Raw genomic sequence first — 14564 nt, 5'->3', positions numbered from 1 at the left:
TTGACGGCAGGGCACGTCAACATTATGATGACAACGTGGAGATTCTCCCCAGTGCAAAGAAGCACGATATTCCAGACGAGGACATCCTCCACGCCATCCGAAACCCGTTCAGCTATGTGGAGCAGGAGTACGACGGAGAACTCCGCCTGCTGCTCATCGGGCCGGCCCGGGACGCGACGCTCCTCGAGGTCGTAGTCGTACCGATCGATGAGCCCCAACGCGTGATCCACGCCGAATACTTGCGACCGAAGTTCTACGGATACCTCTGAGAGGAGGGGTGATCACCATGGCGAAGACCCGGCATCGAAACAGCGTCGACGAGTGGCTGGACAGTCTCGACCCCAAGAGCACACCGGCTCGCGACGGCAAGAACCTACGCGCCATCGGGCGGGCCCTCGATCACGTCGAAGAGTCCCAGAGCGAACTGGTCCGAGCAATCGCCGACGCGCGCGCGGAGGGCGATTCGTGGGCCGCGATCGCGGCCGTCCTCGGCACCTCGAAGCAGGCTGCTCATCGAAAGTTCGCTCCGATGATCAATGAGCGCTCCCGTCGCTGACCTGTCGTAGTCGCGAGCCAACCGAAGGCAAACTGCTGCACGCCGCAGCTGTCCATCAGGGCACAGTCTCGGGGTACTTGAGCCCGGCGCCGGTGTTCAGGACCACCACCTGCTCGTCGCCGGTGAGCCAGCCGGTGCCGCGCAGCTGCTGGACGGCGGCCAGGGCGGCCGCGCCCTCGGGGCAGACGAACAGGCCCTCGGCGCGGGCGAACTCGGCCTGGACGCGCAGCAGCTCGGCGTCGTCGACCGCCACGGCCGTGCCGCCGGTCGAGCGGACGGCGTCGAGCACGAGGAAGTCGCCGAGCGCCTTGGGCACCGTGATGCCGAACGCGACGGTCTTCGCGTCGGCCCACGCGGTGCTCTCGGCGGCGCCCTCCTCGAAGGCGCGCACGATCGGGGCGCACCCCGTGGCCTGCACGGACACCATCTTCGGCAGCGGGCCGGTGAGCACGCCCAGCTCGCGCAGCTCGCCGAGCGCCTTGTGGATGCCGATGAGCCCGACCCCGCCGCCGGTCGGGTAGACGACGACGTCGGGGGCGCGTCCGCCGAGCTGCTCGGCGAGCTCGAGGCCCATGGTCTTCTTGCCCTCGATGCGGTACGGCTCGCGCAGGGTGCCGGCGTCGAACCAGCCGTCGCCGCGGTCGGCCGCGGCGAGCTCGCGGGCGACGATCGCGCCGGCATCGCCGATCAACCCGTCGATCACGTCGACGTCGGAGCCGACGACGGAGCACTCCTTGCGGGTGATCGACGGGGCGGAGCGCGGCATGACGATGCGCGAGCGCAGGCCGGCCCGGGCGGCGTAGGCCGCCCACGCGGAACCGGCGTTGCCGTTGGTGGGCAGCGCGACGCCGGTGGCGCCCAGCTCACGCGCCCGCGACACCCCGACCGCGGCCCCGCGAGCCTTGAACGAGCCCGTCGGGAGCAGTCCGTCGTCCTTGACCAGCAGGCCGGGCACACCGATGCCGGCGCCGAACCCGGCGGCCGGGAGCAGCGGCGTGAACCCCTCGCCGAGACTGACCACGTTCGCGGCGTCACGCACCGGCAGCAGCTCGTGGTAGCGCCACAGGTCCGGCGCCCGCGTCGCCACGGACGCCCACCACGCCGGGCCGTCGAGCGCGCTCAGGTCGTAGCGGGCCAGCAGGGGCGACGCGCACGCCTCGCACAGGTTCTGCAGGACCTCGGCGTCGTGCCGGTGGCCGCAGCGTGAACACTCGAGGTGGCTGAGGACACTGAAGCCTGGGCCGCTCACTCCAGCCACTCGGTGATGAAGACCGGGCTGGCGTGGACGTCCATCATCTCGAGCCGCTCGGTGCCGGTCTTGGCGAACTTGTGCGGCACCTGTGCCGGGACGACGATGATCTGCCCGGCCCGGCCGACGAGCTCCTGGTCGCCGACGGTGAACAGCGCCTGACCACCGCGGATGACGAACGTCTCGTCGTAGGGGTGCCGGTGCAGCCGCGGGCCGGCGCCGTCCTCGTCGGCGCTGACCAGGATGACGGAGACGCTGGCGCCGTGGTCGCGGCCCTCGAACTCCACCGCCGATCCGTCCAGCTCGACGAGCAGGTCGCCTTGGTCGACAACGGTGGCATGGCTCATGCGCCCGATCGTACGATGGCCCCGCCGCATGGAGTAGATCAGTGGCAGATCGCCCGGCTGTTACCGGGAGGGCGCAGGTTCGATTCCTGCCTCCATGTCCACGTCACGTGTGCGTCCCACGTCACCCCGAGCCCGACGGAGTCTCCGTGCCCGACGAGCAGCAGCAGGCGTCGCCCGGTTACGCCTTCGGCCAGCTGGAACGCGCCCTGCGCATGGCGGCCGAGCACGACGACCCCGCTACCCGCGAGCGGGCCCGCGCGAAGGCCGAACGCTGGCGGGCGGTCCTCGCGGGCATGACCGACGGCCGGCTGACGGTCGGGTCGCGCACCCCGGTCGCGGACACGCCGGCGTGGGTGACGCTCGAGGTGGCGCACGGCGGTTTCGCGACCGGCCGACTGCTCGCCGAGGCGCCGCTGAGCGACGACGAGTCGGCCCGGGTCGCCGCGCTGCCGCCCGGGTCGCCCGGGTCGCCCGGCGACACCGAGCGCGAGCGGCTCAACCTCTGGTACCTCGGCGACGCCGGGCAGGCCGAGCTGCTGGCCGCGCTCGACTCCGAGCGGTACCGCATCGAGCTGCCCGAGGACGCCGCCCTGCTCACCGTCGCCTGGCTGCTCCGGCACGGCCTGCACGAGGCGGCGCTCGACCTCGTCGCCGAACTGCGGCCTGGATGGACCGGCTGCGGTTCAGCCCGCGGCTGGAGGCGGCGACCCGCCCGGCCGGCGCCTCGGTGCACCTCGAGCCGGTCGGGGCGGTGCGGACGACGTTGCGCGGGCGCGTGGTGCCGGCGCAGGTCGCCGTCATGCGCGAGACGCTGCGGGTCTGGCATCCGCTGTTCGACCGGCTGGTCGCGCTCTGGTGCGACACCGTCGAAGGCGACCTCCCCACGGTGGTCGACGACGGCGTGAGCGGCGGCTGGCCGTGTCGTCAGTGGCCCGCCGACTGGGCGGCGCGCCGGGTCGAATGGCTGGCCGACTACGCGGCGGCCGTACGCTCGCACCCGCTGGCGGCCGGACACCGGCGGCCGAAGAGCAACTTCTCCCGGCTCCGCGCCGCCCTCGAACGCTGCCCCGAGGACAGCTCGCTGCTCACCGGCCGCGAGGTCGGCTGGGTCCGGCGCGCGCTGGCCAACGCGGTCACGGCGCACGGTGCGCCCGGATCCGAGCGCCGGGCCGCGCTGCGCGCCGTCCAGGCCGCTGTCGCCGTCCGTCCCACCCACGCCGCCATCGCCCAGGTGCTGGCCGACCGCCTCGAGCCGTTCCCCGCCGACGGCGGCCTGCCGTCCGTCGACGCCGTAGCGCACGAGCTGACGGCCGGCGAGGCTCGCGCCGTCGGCCCCGACGCCGCCGGTCAGCCGGTGCCGCCGCGGCTGGTCTCGAAGGTCGAGCGGGCGCTCGAGGCCCCGGTCGACGTGCTGGTCGAGCGCGGGGTCATCGGCTCCGGCGAGGTGCTGGCGACGGTCCTGCCGCAGGTGACGTCGCAGCTGCTGGCCGCGAACATCGACGACGCCGCGCTGCGGCAGCTGTACACGCAGGCCTATGCCGCGTTCCGCCGGCGACGCGGGTTGCTCCTGCTGAACCTCGAGCACCAGGTGGGGTTCGACGAGCTGCCGTGGGTCCGCGCCGTCGCCCCGCAGCGGGCGGCCCGCACGGAGTCGGCGCAGGGAGCGCGACAGGCGCTGCGGCAGACCACGCTGCTCGCGCTGACGGCGTTCCCGCAGACGATCCTGCCGAACCCGCTGCTGCGCGAGTTCGGCGCGCTGGCGACCCAGGCCGGCTTGCGGCTGCCGCTGGTCGAGGAGGTCGCGGCCGACATCTTCATGGGCACGTTCACCCGCAAGTGGCACGACGCCGCGACGGTGGCGAGCACCGTCCTCGCCGGGTCGCTGTACGCGCGCTACTACGACCTGCCCGAGGCCGCGTACTGGGCGGCGCACGAGCCACCGCCCGAGCCGGCGGGGCCGCCGGACGCGTCGCGGCGTGAGCCGGTCACCGCGGACGCGTTCGCCGCGCTGTGCGCGAGCCGGGCCGCCGCCGAGGCCCAGCCCAGTGCTGGGGGCGCTCCCTACGTGGCCGTCAACGGCACCGTCATCGAGCAGAGCCAGATCCTCACCACGCACAACCTCGCCCCGCTGATGCGAGAGCTGGACCTCACAGACCGGCTGCGGTCGGCCGCGCCCGAGCTCACCGCGGCCGTCGTCCAGTGGCTGGTGCGCCGGCTGAGCCAGCCCGCGCCGTCGAGGCATGCGGCCCTGATCGCGGTGAAGAACGCCGCCTACGCCTGGCGGCAGGCGATCTTCTTCGCCGGCCTGGGCGACGCGGACCAGCAGCGCGCACTACTCGACGAGCTACGCCGCCTCCTCGACGAGGCGCGGCTCGACCGGTTCCGCCCCACCGTCGACGGTCTCGCCCACGTGGTGGGCGGCGGCCGGTTCGCGCCGGACGGCACCGTGCCCGGCGGCGAGGGGCGGCGGCTGCTCGGCTGGACCGCCGGCACCCACTGGTACCTCACCGGCTAGACCCGTGGCGGCCACATGGTCACCAGCAGTGCGGCCGCCTGACTCCTTCAGCCAGGACGGCATCGCAACGGTGTAGCGGTCCGTGTCCGGCCGCTGCGATCATCCAGGATCTGTGAGGTGATAACGCCACCGACCCTGGATGATCTTGGAGAAGTGACGGTCCGTCAGACTCAGCCGCCGGCCGCCGCGCGGGCGAGGGCGTCGAGGCCGCGGGCGACGTCCGCGTCGTCGGTGGACCAGTTGCTCACCGAGATGCGCAGCACCTCGCGGCCGCGCCAGAGCGAGCCGGTCATCCAGACGGTGCCGTCGTCCATGAGCCGGCGGCCGACCTCGCGGGCGCGCTCGTCGGAGCCGAAGGAGAGGCAGACCTGCGTGAACTCGACCTCGTTGAGGACCTCGGCACCGGGCACCTCGCGCCGGATGCCGTCGGCGAAGGCGGCGGCGTGGCGGCAGAGCCGGTCGACCAGGTCGGCCAGCCCGGACCGGCCGAGCGAGCGCAGCGCCGCCCACACCGGCACCGACCGCGCCCGCCGGGAGAGCTCCGGCACCCGCTCGTACGGCTCGAGGTAGGTCGCGTCGGTGACCAGGTAGTCGGCGTGGTAGCTCATAGCCGACCGCAGCGCCGCGGGGTCGCGGACGGCGACGATGCCGCTGTCGTACGGCACGTTGAGCGTCTTGTGCGCGTCGGTCGCCCACGAGTCGGCGGTCTGGGCGCCGGCGAGCAGCCCGCGGGTCCGCGGCGAAGCCGCCGCCCACAGCCCGAACGCGCCGTCGACGTGCACCCAGGCGCCGACGGCGTGAGCGGCCGGGATGATCTCGGCGAACGGGTCGAAGCCGCCGGAGTGGATGTTGCCGGCCTGCACGCAGACGATCGTCGGCCGGTCCGCCGCGCCCGCGTCGCCCAGCGCCGCCAGCAGTGCGTCCGCCCGCATCCGGCCCTGGTCGTCGACGGCGACGGCTTGCGGCGCGCCGAGCCCGAGGTAGCGCAGCGCGGAGTCGACGGAGTCGTGCCGTTCCTCGCCGACGAGCACCCGGACCCGCGGCGCCCCGGCCAGCCCGTGCTCGCCCACGTCCCAGCCGGCCCGGGCGAGGACGTGGTCGCGCGCGGCGGCCAGGCCGGCGAAGTTCGCCATGGTCGCGCCGGTCACGAACCCGACCCCCGCACCGGACGGCAGCCCGAGCAGGTCGAGCAGCCAGCCCGCCGCGATGTCGTCGACGGCGGTGCCGGCCGGGCTGGCGGCGCGCAGGGCGGCGTTCTGATCCCAGGCGCTGACCAGCCAGTCCGCGGCCAGCGCCGCGGGCAGCGTGCCGCCGATGACGAAGCCGAAGAACCGGCCCGACGGCGTCGCCACCAGCCCCGGCTCGGCGGCGTCGGCCAGCAGCCGCACCACGTCGGCCGGGTCGGACGACCCGTCGGGCAGCACCGTCCCCAGGGCCGCGCGCACGTCGTCGGCGCTCACCTGCGCCCGGACGACCCGCTGGTCGAGCCCGTCCAGCCAGGCCCGGGCCCGGCCGCTGGCGACGTCCAGCGCCGCGTCGAAGTCCTTGCGTGGTGCGCTCATGCCGGCCCCCTTGCCCCGAAGCGTGACAGTCCAGTGTCCAGCGCGGCGACGTGCAGGGCCACCGGCCCCACGGTGAGCATGCCGCTGCCCGCCCCCGCCAGCTCACCGGTCGCCGGCGCCAGCGCCGTCCGGGCCCGCGCCATCACCGCCCGGTCGCCCAGCAGCAGCGCGGCCCGGCCGGTCAGGCACCACAGCGCCTCGAGCAGCAGATCGGGCGGCGGTTCCGGTGCCGCCGTCAACGCTTCTGCCGCCTCGCCGGACCGCTCGGCCGCCAGCAGCAGGAGCGGCCGCACCCACGGCATGTACGGACCCCAGTCGGTGTCCTCGGCGAACACCGACAGCGGCCGGTCGTGCCAGACCCGCAGGCACAGCAGCGCGAGCGGCAGCAGCCCGCGCTCGACGCCCGGCATCCCGGCACCCTCGAGCACCGTGGCCGCGTCGACGTAGGCGGCCTCGACCTCGTCGAACGCCTCCACCCCGCCCTCCGCGGCCAGCCGCAGCGCCCGGTACCACCGCGTGAACACGTCGACCAGTGGGCGCTCGTGCCGCCGGGCCAGCGCGTCGGCCGCGGCCGCCTGCACCTCGGCGCCGTCGAAGTCCCCCAGCGCGCTCAGCGCCTGCATCCGCACCAGCCGGCCGAGGATCTCAGAAGCCGGCAGACCGTGCGTCGCCGACACCGAGACCAGTTCGGCGCCGATCGCGTCGCGTTCCGGGGCAAGCCCGGCCCGCTGGAAGGTCTGCACCCACCGGGCGTTCAGCGCGAACGCCAGCAGCCCGGGGTCGGCCAGTCCGCGGGCCAGCCGCTCCGCCTCGGCGGCGGCCTGCGCGGGTCGCGGCGAGCGGGTCCCGCGCGACTCCATCGCGATGGTCGCCAGCAGCCGCGCCCGCACACCCCGGGACCCGCCGGCCCCCGGACCGAGCCCGGTCAACGCACGCTCGGCCGCCGCCACCACGTGCGCCGACCGGTCCGGGTGGTCCGACCGCGTCCAGATGCCCGGCACGTCGTACAGGCCGATGACCCGTGCGGTCAGCTCCGGGTCGCCGAGCCGCTCCGCGGCGGCGATGGCGGCCACCCGCTGCTCGTGTGCCGCCTCGAGCCCACGCCCGCCAGTCAGCGCGAGCAGGCGCAGCAGTCCCACCGTCGACTCCAGCCGTCCACGCGCGCCGGCCGCCACCGTCTGGTCGTACGCGGCCGCGGCCTCGGCCCACACCCGCTCGACGGCGTCGGCCTCGAGCGCACCGGACTGTCGCAGCAGGTCGGTCTCGAGCCGGCGCAGCCGCTGCCCCGGGTCGACGCCCAGTTGCTCGGTCAGCAGCGTCCGGGCCCGGCGCACGACGGCGAGCGCGTCGGCCTGCCGGCCGGTGCGGTAGAGCGCGAGCGCCAGCAGCCGCCAGGCGTCCTCACGCCACGGATGGGCGGCGACGTGCCCGTCGAGGTCGGGGACGGCGTCAGCGGCGCGGCCGAGCGCGAGCAACGCCTCCGCCCGCCGCTCGACCGCCGTCAGCCGCAGCTCCTCGAGCCGGGACCGCTCGGCCCGCGCCCACGGCGCCGCCGCGAAGTCCGCGTACGCCGGGCCACGCCAGAGCGCGAGCGCGGCGTCGAGCCCGGCGAGCGCCGCCGCGGGGGAACCACCCGCCGCACCGTTCACGCCGTCGGCGAACCGCCAGGAGTCGACGGCGTCCGCGGCGGCCCGCAGTGCATAGCCGGGACCCTTGGTGACCAGCACCGTCGCCGGCGACCGCGGCGCCCGGTCCGGCTCGACGGCCCGGCGCAGCGCGGCGACGAACGTGCGGACGGCGACGACGGCGCCGTCGGGCGGCGTCTCCCACAGGTCGGCGACGATCCGCTCGACCGGGACGACCCGACCGCGCGCGACGATCAGCCGGGCCAGCACCTCGCGATGCCGCGGCCCCTTGAGGTCGACGTCCCCACCAGTGGAGGACCAGGCGACTACCGGCCCGAGCACGCCGAACCGCGTGCTCATCGGACGCTCATCGGCGGGCCGGAGGCTGGACTCCATGACACCGACCATCCCTGATTTCGAGTACGCGCGCATCACCGTCGCCGACGGCGTCGCGCTGCAGACCGCCGTGGGCGGGTCCGGCCGCCCGGTCGTCCTGCTGCACGGGTTCCCGCAGACGCACCTGATGTGGCGACACGTCGCGGCCGGCCTGGCCGAGGACCACACCGTCATCGTTCCGGACCTCCGCGGCTACGGAGCCAGCGACAAGCCGGCGGAGGCCGGGCCTCACACCTACTCCAAGCGGACCATGGCCGCCGACGTCGTCGCCCTCGCGGCGCACCTCGGGCACGACCGGTTCGCGCTGGCCGGGCACGACCGCGGCGCGCTGGTCGCGATCCGCGCGGGCCTGGACCACCCGGACCGGGTCACCCACCTCGCGTCGCTGGACGTGCTGCCGACGCTGGACATGTGGGACGTGCTGCACGGCGTGCGGGCGTCGGTCGCGTTCCACCTGTACCTCATGGCGCAGCCGCCCGGCCTGCCGGAACGCATGATCGCGGCGACGGCGGACGTGTTCTTCGGCCACTTCCTCGACGCGTGGGGCGCACCGGGCGACGACGCGCTGCCGGCCGACGTCCGGGCCGAGTACCTGCGGGCCTCCGCGGCCGCCGTCACGTCGATCGTCGCCGACTACCGGGCGTCGGCCGGCATCGACGTCGACCACGACGCCGCCTCCCGGGCCGCCGGCGAGACGCTGTCCATGCCGGTCACGGTCGTCCAGCAGGACTGGGGCGCGGCCCTCGGGTACGACGCGGCCGGGCTGTGGCGGGCGTGGGCGCCGGACCTGCGGCACACCACGACCACCACGGGTCACTTCATGGCGGAGTCGGCGCCGGCCGAGATCGAGGCCGAGCTGCGGGCGCTGCTCGCCCGCTGACGCACTTCGGCCGCGTGTCGGTGCCGGCCGCTAGTGTCCGCCGCATGACCAGTGCGAGCCTGTGCTGCCCCATCGTCGAGCTGCGGCAGTACACCGTGCACGCCAATCGCCGCGACGACCTCATCACCCTGTTCGACCGCGAGTTCGTCGAGACGCAAGAGGTGCTCGGCATGCGGCTGATCGGCCAGTTCCGCGACCTCGACCGGCCCGACCGCTTCGTCTGGATCCGCGGGTTCGCCGACATGCCCACCCGCATGGAGGCGCTGACGGCGTTCTACTCGGGCCCGGTGTGGAAGCAGCACGGCGCGGCCGCCAACGTCACCATGATCGACGTCGACGACGTGCACCTGCTGCATCCGGTCGACGACGGCGCCGGCTTCCCGTTCCCCGGGGTGGGCGAGCCGGTCGAGCGACCACCCGCCGACGCCACTCTGACGCCGTCATCGCGGGTCGAGGTCATCGTCTGCCCGGTCGACGGCGACCTGGACGAGTTCGGCCGGTTCTTCGCCGCCGAGGTCGAGCCGCAGCTGGGCGGCACACCGCTGGCCCGGCTCGAGACCGACCCGTCGCCCAACACCTATCCGGCGCTGCCGGTGCGCCCGGACGAGAACGCCTACGTCCGGGTCGCCCGCTTCGACGACGCCGACACCTACGCGGAGTACCGAGCCGCGCGCGAGCGGCGACCGGAACTGCGCGCCGAACTGGCGAAGCGCCTCACCGGGCCGCCGGCCGTCCTGCGGCTCGCGCCCACAGCCCGGTCACTGCTGCGCTGAGGCGCCGTCGTCCAGGCGCGGCGCGTAGTGGTCGAGGAAGATCCGCGCCACCAGCTCGCCCCGCGACGATGCGCCGGTCTTGTCGAAGATCGACTTGAGGTGGTCCTGCACGGTGTACGGCGACAGGTGCAGCTCGGCCGCGATCCGCTCCGTGCTGTGCCCGTGCGCGACCAGCCGGGTGATGACGCGCTCGCGCTCGGTCAGCCCGTAGGCGGCGGCGACCAACGGCGCCAGCTCGGCCGGGCCCGCAGGGTGCAGCACGACGGTGACCCGCGGATCGTCCTGGTCGAGCCGCGACGCGCGCAGGCTCAGCCAGCGGCCCGAGCGCGTGCGCGCCCTGCCGTACGCGGAGCGGCCGGCAGCCCCGGCAGCAGACCGGGCGCGGCCCGCGACCGCCCGCACGGCCACCGGCAGTGCTCCGTCGTCGCTTCCAGGGACACGGAGGTCGTCGAGCCAGCGTTCCGCAGCCGCGTCGGCACCCGTCACGGCACCGCCCGCGCCGACCACGAGCAGGCCCGTCTCGCCGCCGGCGGCGGGCGAGGCGGCCAGCAGCGCCCGCCGCACCCCCTCGGCGAGCAGGCCGGACAGTGCGGCGACGAAGCCGACCTCGGCGGGCGTGAACCACGGGTCGCCGTGCTCGCGCTGCAGAGTGAGCGCGCCCCAGGTCCCGGTGCCGGCTGCGAGCAGCGCACGGAGCTCGTCGTCCCAGCCGTGCGGGCGGCGCACCTCGCGTTGGCGGGTGCTGCGGTCGAGGTCGCCGTCGGTGGCGGCGCTGAGACTGGCCGCCGGTGACGGCCGCCGCCCGAGCTGGACGAACGTGTTGACGTCGGCCTCGAGCAGCTCGATCTCCATCAGCCGGGCCCGGTCCGGCGCGGGCAGCCCGTTCACGACGACCTCGCCGGTCGGCAGCAGCGTGGCGGGGTCGAGCGTCAGCACACAGACGCCGGCGAAGGAGACGGTACGCCCGACGACCTCGGCGGCGCGGAGCGAGAAGTCCCGCACCCCGAGGCCGCCGTCGAGGAGTGTCGTGAGGTCGCGCCGTGCCTGCGCGACCGGCAGGGTCGCCACCTCGCCAGGCTAGCTCGCACCGCCGTCCGCCCCGATTCCCAGGAATCTGGGATGGGCACGCGGGTCGCCGCAGGGGGACGGTGGACGGTGTGACGGACGAGGCAACGCGACCGCTGACCGGCCTGCCCGCGCTCGACGGCACCGTCCTGCGGTCCGAGGAGGCGCTGGCCGAGGCCGCCGACGACTTCGGGCACCTGGTGTCGCTGCGGCCGCTGGCCGTGCTGCGGCCCGGGTCGGCCGGCGACGTCGCGGCGGTCGTGCGCTGGGCTGCGGCGCAGGGCGTCCCGGTGGTGGCCCGCGGTGAGGGGCACTCGGTCTACGGCCGATCCCAGGTGGACGGCGGCATCGTCGTCGACATGCGCCCGCTCGGCGCCGTCTCGCCGCCGGAGCAGGGCCGGATCGCGGTGGGCGCGGGCGCGACCTGGCGGTCGGTGCTGGCGGCGACCCTGCCCGCCGGCTCACCCCGCCGGTGCTGCCGAACTACCTCGACCTCTCCGTCGGCGGCACTCTCGCCGTCGGCGGGGTTGGCGGCGCGACGCACCGGCACGGCCTGGTGACCGACACCGTGCTGGAGCTGGACGTCGTCACCGGCGACGGCGAGGTCACGACCTGCTCGCCCACCCGGAACGCCGGCCTGTTCGACCAGGTCCGCGCCGGGCTCGGGCAGTTCGGCATCGCCACCCGGGCGGTCCTGTCGCTGGTCGAGGCGCCGGAGCGGGCGCGGCGGTACACGCTGCGCTACCCGGACCTCGCCGCCCTGGCCGCCGATCAGGAGCTGCTGCTGCACAGCGGCCGGGCCGGCCACCTGCAGGGCTCGGTCCTGCCCACGGACGCCGGCTGGCGGTACCAGCTGGAACTGGCCGTCTTCGACGCGGACGAGGACGGCGCCGCCGTCCTCCGCGACCTCGAGGACCACCGCGCCGATGCGCAGATCGAGGACGTCTCGTACCGCGAGCACCTGGAGGCGTTCGACCGGTTCACCGAACTGCTCCGCTCGACCGGCGAGTGGTCCGTCCCGCATCCCTGGCTGCTGACGTTCCTCCCGGGATCGGTGGCGGTGCCGGCGGCGCAGGGCATCCTCGACGACCTCACCCCCGGCGACCTCGGCGACCACGGCGCCGTCCTCTTCCATCCCGTCAGCACGAGAGCGTTCGCCACGCCGCTGGCGCAGATCCCGGACGAGGCGGTCGTCTACCCGTTCAACCTCATCCGGTTCGCCTCCCACCCCGGCTCCGCAGCCGCGATGGTCCGGCAGAACCACGAGGTCCACGACCGGGTCCGCACCGCCGGCGGCACCCTCTATCCGGCGAGCGCGATTGGACCAGTTCCGGCCTGACCCGGCAGGAAGGCCGCTGGCCTGCGGCATCACCGGCACCAGCCGGGCGCCACTGGTCTAAAGCAGCTTCGCCGTTCGTCTGGTGCGGCCCAGCGGCAGGGACTATAAAGGTGCGCACCTCACCTCACGTCGAGGAGCTCACGGACATGGCGAACGACGCATTCGGATCGGCGACCGGCAAGGTCGCCCAGGTGCGCGGCCGCCTCCTCGAGCTCATCGACGGCGGCGACGAAGGCGTCGCGCTCCCGTCGGAACGCCGGCTGGCGCACGACTGGGGAGTGGCCCGCATGACGCTGCGGCGGGCCCTCGACGACCTGGCGACGGCCGGGTTCGTCGTACGTGAGCACGGCCGGGGCAACTTCGTCGCGCGACCGAAGTTGAACCGCCGGCTCGCGATGACCTCGTTCTCCGAGGAGATGCGCAGTCGCGGCCTCGTCCCGGGCAGCGAGACGCTGGAGTTCCGGCGGCTCCCGGCCGGCCCGCGCCACGCCCGCACGCTGCGCATCCCCGTCAACACCCCGATCGTCCGCTTCACCAGGCTCCGCACGGCCGACGGCGACCCCATCGGCCTCGAGACCACCTGGGTGGCCGACGACGTCGTCCCCGGCCTGACGCCGGCGGACCTGAACGGCTCCTGGTACGACCTGCTGGCCGGCCGCTACGGCATCCCCATCCTCACCGGGCGCACCACCATCGAGCCGACGCTGCTCGACGAGCAGGACGCCGCGTTGCTGCACACCGAGCCGGGGCGGCCGGCGTTCCAGCTCGACGTCGTCACGTTCGGCGCGAACGGCCGGGTCGTCGAGTGCGGCACGGACATCTTCCGCGGCGACCGGTTCCAGCTCACGGCCGAACTGAGACCCGTCCCCGCACCGGCCCTGCGCCGCGTCCGGCGACCCGCCTGACCTTCCTCACCGCCCCGTCGTGGGCGGCCCGACGAAAGCGAGCATTCCCATGAGCGCACGTCCGCGCGCCCGCACGGTCCTGATACCGGCCCTGGCCCTGCTGGCGGTGGCCGCCGGCTGTGGCTCCGACGACGGCGGGTCGACCGGCGAGGGCGACCAGATCGAGCTGACCTACTGGACCCACACGCACCCGCCGATGACCGAGCTGAACGAGCAGCTCATCGCGGAGTACGAAGAGGCCAACCCGAACGTGAACATCACCTACGAGACGATCCCGAACAACGACTTCGGCACCAAGATGCTGACGTCGCTCTCCAACGGGTCCGGCCCGGACATCATCAACATGGACGACAGCGCGCTGCGCGGCGAGTACATCCCGAAACAGCTGCTGGCGCCCATCGACCCGGCTGCGTTCGGCGCGGAGTCGGTCGAGGAGCTCGAGGGCCGCTACGTCGACGGCACGCTCGACGGCGCGAAGGGCGACGACGGCACCCTCTACGGCGTGCCCAGCGAGTTCAACGCCACGGCGTTCGCCATCAACACCCAGCACTTCGCCGACGCCGGCCTCGACCCCGCCAGCCCGCCGGAGACCTGGGAGGACGTGTCCGAGTACGGCCAGCAGCTGGTCGCCGCGGGGCACGAGGGCTTCAACTTCGTCTACCTGCACGCCGGCTGGTACACCCAGCAGCTGCAGACGCTGCTGAACGAGACCGGCGGCTCGATCCTCAACGAGGACGGCGACGGGTCGGCGCTCACCGAGCCGGAGTCGGTCGAGGCGCTGCAGATCTGGCACGACCTCATCCGCGAGGACCAGGTCGGCAACGCCGACACCGCGTCGCGCGAGGCGACGTCGCCGTTCGAGGACTTCGCCTCGGGCCGGCGCTCGATGACGATGATCTACCCGTGGGCGGTCGAGCAGATCGCCATCGACAACCCCGAGACGTTCGAGAACCTGGCCGTCGTCCCGCTCCCGCAGGTCGACCCGGCCAACCCGTCCGGGCGCTGGTACGGCTACTACTTCGCCGTCAACAAGGCCTCCGAGCAGCAGGAGGAGGCGTGGAAGTTCATCGAGTACATGACGTCGCAGAGCGAGCGCTGGCTCTCCGACGTCAGCTTCGTCCAGCCGCTGAAGGACTGGGAGCAGTCGCCGGCCGCGGCCGAAATCCCGTTCCTCGACGTCTGGTCGCAGGCCTACCAGCAGGGCAAGTTCGACGAGGTCGGCCCGCACTGGAGCGAGGTGCAGGACGCCATCAAGGCGGCGGTCGAGCGGACCGTCTTCGACGGCCAGCCACCGGCCGAGAGCCTCGAGGAGGCCTCGGAGTCGGTCGAGCAGAGCGTCACGAGCTAGTCGG

At 74.1% G+C, this 14564-nt stretch carries 15 protein-coding genes and 1 tRNA gene; 11 read left to right on the top strand and 5 right to left on the bottom strand.

The genetic code is table 11. The annotated features are described in order from the left end of the window. Positions 1 to 35: 35 nt before the first annotated feature. Both HD601_RS10510 and HD601_RS10505 read left to right on the top strand, forming a co-directional pair. Positions 36 to 269 (top strand): hypothetical protein, encoded by a 234-nt coding sequence (locus HD601_RS10510; protein ID WP_184821649.1) that lies wholly within the window; start codon positions 36 to 38, stop codon positions 267 to 269. 17 nt (positions 270 to 286) lie between these two features. Continuing rightward, on the top strand, positions 287 to 556 hold the full coding sequence (locus HD601_RS10505) for a hypothetical protein (RefSeq protein ID WP_184821648.1): 270 nt from the start codon (positions 287 to 289) through the stop codon (positions 554 to 556). A gap of 55 nt (positions 557 to 611) precedes the next feature. Here HD601_RS10505 and HD601_RS10500 read toward each other — a convergent pair whose 3' ends face one another. Both HD601_RS10500 and HD601_RS10495 read right to left on the bottom strand, forming a co-directional pair. After that, positions 612 to 1805 carry a threonine synthase gene (locus HD601_RS10500; protein ID WP_184821646.1) on the bottom strand — a complete coding sequence of 398 codons (1194 nt, stop codon included), beginning with the start codon at positions 1803 to 1805 and terminating at the stop codon, positions 612 to 614. After that, positions 1802 to 2152: a cupin domain-containing protein gene (locus tag HD601_RS10495; RefSeq protein WP_184821644.1), complete on the bottom strand. Its 351-nt coding sequence runs from the start codon at positions 2150 to 2152 to the stop codon at positions 1802 to 1804. Before HD601_RS10495 ends, HD601_RS10500 begins: the two co-directional genes overlap by 4 nt. 27 nt (positions 2153 to 2179) lie before the next feature. On the opposite strand from HD601_RS10495, the gene HD601_RS10490 reads away from it, so the two are divergent. The 3 genes from HD601_RS10490 to HD601_RS10485 all read left to right on the top strand — a co-directional run bounded on the left by HD601_RS10490 (position 2180) and on the right by HD601_RS10485 (position 4667). Next, a tRNA-OTHER gene (locus HD601_RS10490) sits at positions 2180 to 2253 on the top strand. A 45-nt stretch (positions 2254 to 2298) separates the two neighbouring features. Further along, the gene (locus HD601_RS33065) at positions 2299 to 3057 is read left to right on the top strand and encodes a hypothetical protein (RefSeq protein ID WP_221440802.1); all 759 of its coding nucleotides are present in this window, start codon (positions 2299 to 2301) and stop codon (positions 3055 to 3057) included. After that, entirely contained in the window at positions 2952 to 4667 is a 1716-nt protein-coding gene (locus tag HD601_RS10485) for a serine/threonine-protein kinase (protein ID WP_221440800.1), read from the top strand. The genes HD601_RS33065 and HD601_RS10485 overlap by 106 nt, the downstream gene beginning before the upstream one ends. 170 nt (positions 4668 to 4837) lie before the next feature. On the opposite strand, the gene HD601_RS10480 is transcribed toward HD601_RS10485, so the two are convergent. After that, positions 4838 to 6229, bottom strand: a complete 1392-nt coding sequence (locus tag HD601_RS10480) for a pyridoxal phosphate-dependent decarboxylase family protein (RefSeq protein WP_184821642.1) — start codon at positions 6227 to 6229, stop codon at positions 4838 to 4840. Then, the gene (locus tag HD601_RS10475) at positions 6226 to 8214 is read right to left on the bottom strand and encodes an AfsR/SARP family transcriptional regulator (RefSeq protein WP_184821641.1); all 1989 of its coding nucleotides are present in this window, start codon (positions 8212 to 8214) and stop codon (positions 6226 to 6228) included. The genes HD601_RS10480 and HD601_RS10475 overlap by 4 nt, the downstream gene beginning before the upstream one ends. A gap of 34 nt (positions 8215 to 8248) precedes the next feature. On the opposite strand from HD601_RS10475, the gene HD601_RS10470 reads away from it, so the two are divergent. Beyond that, a complete protein-coding gene (locus HD601_RS10470; RefSeq protein WP_184821638.1) occupies positions 8249 to 9130 on the top strand; it encodes an alpha/beta fold hydrolase in 882 nt (293 codons plus the stop codon). A gap of 44 nt (positions 9131 to 9174) precedes the next feature. After that, on the top strand, positions 9175 to 9903 hold the full coding sequence (locus HD601_RS10465) for an NIPSNAP family protein (protein ID WP_184821636.1): 729 nt from the start codon (positions 9175 to 9177) through the stop codon (positions 9901 to 9903). Here the strand turns inward: HD601_RS10465 and HD601_RS10460 are convergent. After that, positions 9889 to 10971 carry a LuxR C-terminal-related transcriptional regulator gene (locus HD601_RS10460; protein WP_184821634.1) on the bottom strand — a complete coding sequence of 361 codons (1083 nt, stop codon included), beginning with the start codon at positions 10969 to 10971 and terminating at the stop codon, positions 9889 to 9891. The genes HD601_RS10465 and HD601_RS10460 overlap by 15 nt on opposite strands. 89 nt (positions 10972 to 11060) lie before the next feature. On the opposite strand from HD601_RS10460, the gene HD601_RS10455 reads away from it, so the two are divergent. The 4 genes from HD601_RS10455 to HD601_RS10440 all read left to right on the top strand — a co-directional run bounded on the left by HD601_RS10455 (position 11061) and on the right by HD601_RS10440 (position 14560). Continuing rightward, a complete protein-coding gene (locus tag HD601_RS10455) occupies positions 11061 to 11528 on the top strand; it encodes an FAD-binding protein (RefSeq protein WP_184821632.1) in 468 nt (155 codons plus the stop codon). Further along, positions 11441 to 12307, top strand: a complete 867-nt coding sequence (locus HD601_RS34725; RefSeq protein ID WP_184821630.1) for an FAD-binding protein — start codon at positions 11441 to 11443, stop codon at positions 12305 to 12307. The genes HD601_RS10455 and HD601_RS34725 overlap by 88 nt, the downstream gene beginning before the upstream one ends. A gap of 146 nt (positions 12308 to 12453) precedes the next feature. Further along, complete coding sequence (locus tag HD601_RS10445) at positions 12454 to 13212, top strand: GntR family transcriptional regulator (RefSeq protein ID WP_184821628.1); 759 nt, start codon at positions 12454 to 12456, stop codon at positions 13210 to 13212. A 49-nt stretch (positions 13213 to 13261) separates the two neighbouring features. Beyond that, positions 13262 to 14560 (top strand): ABC transporter substrate-binding protein, encoded by a 1299-nt coding sequence (locus HD601_RS10440; RefSeq protein WP_184821626.1) that lies wholly within the window; start codon positions 13262 to 13264, stop codon positions 14558 to 14560. Positions 14561 to 14564 lie beyond the last annotated feature (4 nt).

The sequence above is a fragment of the Jiangella mangrovi genome, assembly GCF_014204975.1.
GTDB lineage: Bacteria > Actinomycetota > Actinomycetes > Jiangellales > Jiangellaceae > Jiangella > Jiangella mangrovi.
The sequence above is the reverse complement of the archived record's forward strand: the minus strand, read 5'-3'. Positions and strand labels throughout refer to the sequence as shown.

What these genes read in the sequence shown, in the direction of transcription:
- HD601_RS10485 (WP_221440800.1), top strand. Translation starts at nt 2,952, where the DNA reads ATGCGCGAGACGCTGCGGGTCTGGCATCCGCTGTTCGACCGGCTGGTC.
- HD601_RS10475 (WP_184821641.1), bottom strand. Translation starts at nt 8,214, where the DNA reads ATGAGCACGCGGTTCGGCGTGCTCGGGCCGGTAGTCGCCTGGTCCTCC.
- HD601_RS10440 (WP_184821626.1), top strand. Translation starts at nt 13,262, where the DNA reads ATGAGCGCACGTCCGCGCGCCCGCACGGTCCTGATACCGGCCCTGGCC.
- HD601_RS10505 (WP_184821648.1), top strand. Translation starts at nt 287, where the DNA reads ATGGCGAAGACCCGGCATCGAAACAGCGTCGACGAGTGGCTGGACAGT.
- HD601_RS10445 (WP_184821628.1), top strand. Translation starts at nt 12,454, where the DNA reads ATGGCGAACGACGCATTCGGATCGGCGACCGGCAAGGTCGCCCAGGTG.
- HD601_RS10495 (WP_184821644.1), bottom strand. Translation starts at nt 2,152, where the DNA reads ATGAGCCATGCCACCGTTGTCGACCAAGGCGACCTGCTCGTCGAGCTG.
- HD601_RS10470 (WP_184821638.1), top strand. Translation starts at nt 8,249, where the DNA reads ATGACACCGACCATCCCTGATTTCGAGTACGCGCGCATCACCGTCGCC.
- HD601_RS10465 (WP_184821636.1), top strand. Translation starts at nt 9,175, where the DNA reads ATGACCAGTGCGAGCCTGTGCTGCCCCATCGTCGAGCTGCGGCAGTAC.
- HD601_RS10480 (WP_184821642.1), bottom strand. Translation starts at nt 6,229, where the DNA reads ATGAGCGCACCACGCAAGGACTTCGACGCGGCGCTGGACGTCGCCAGC.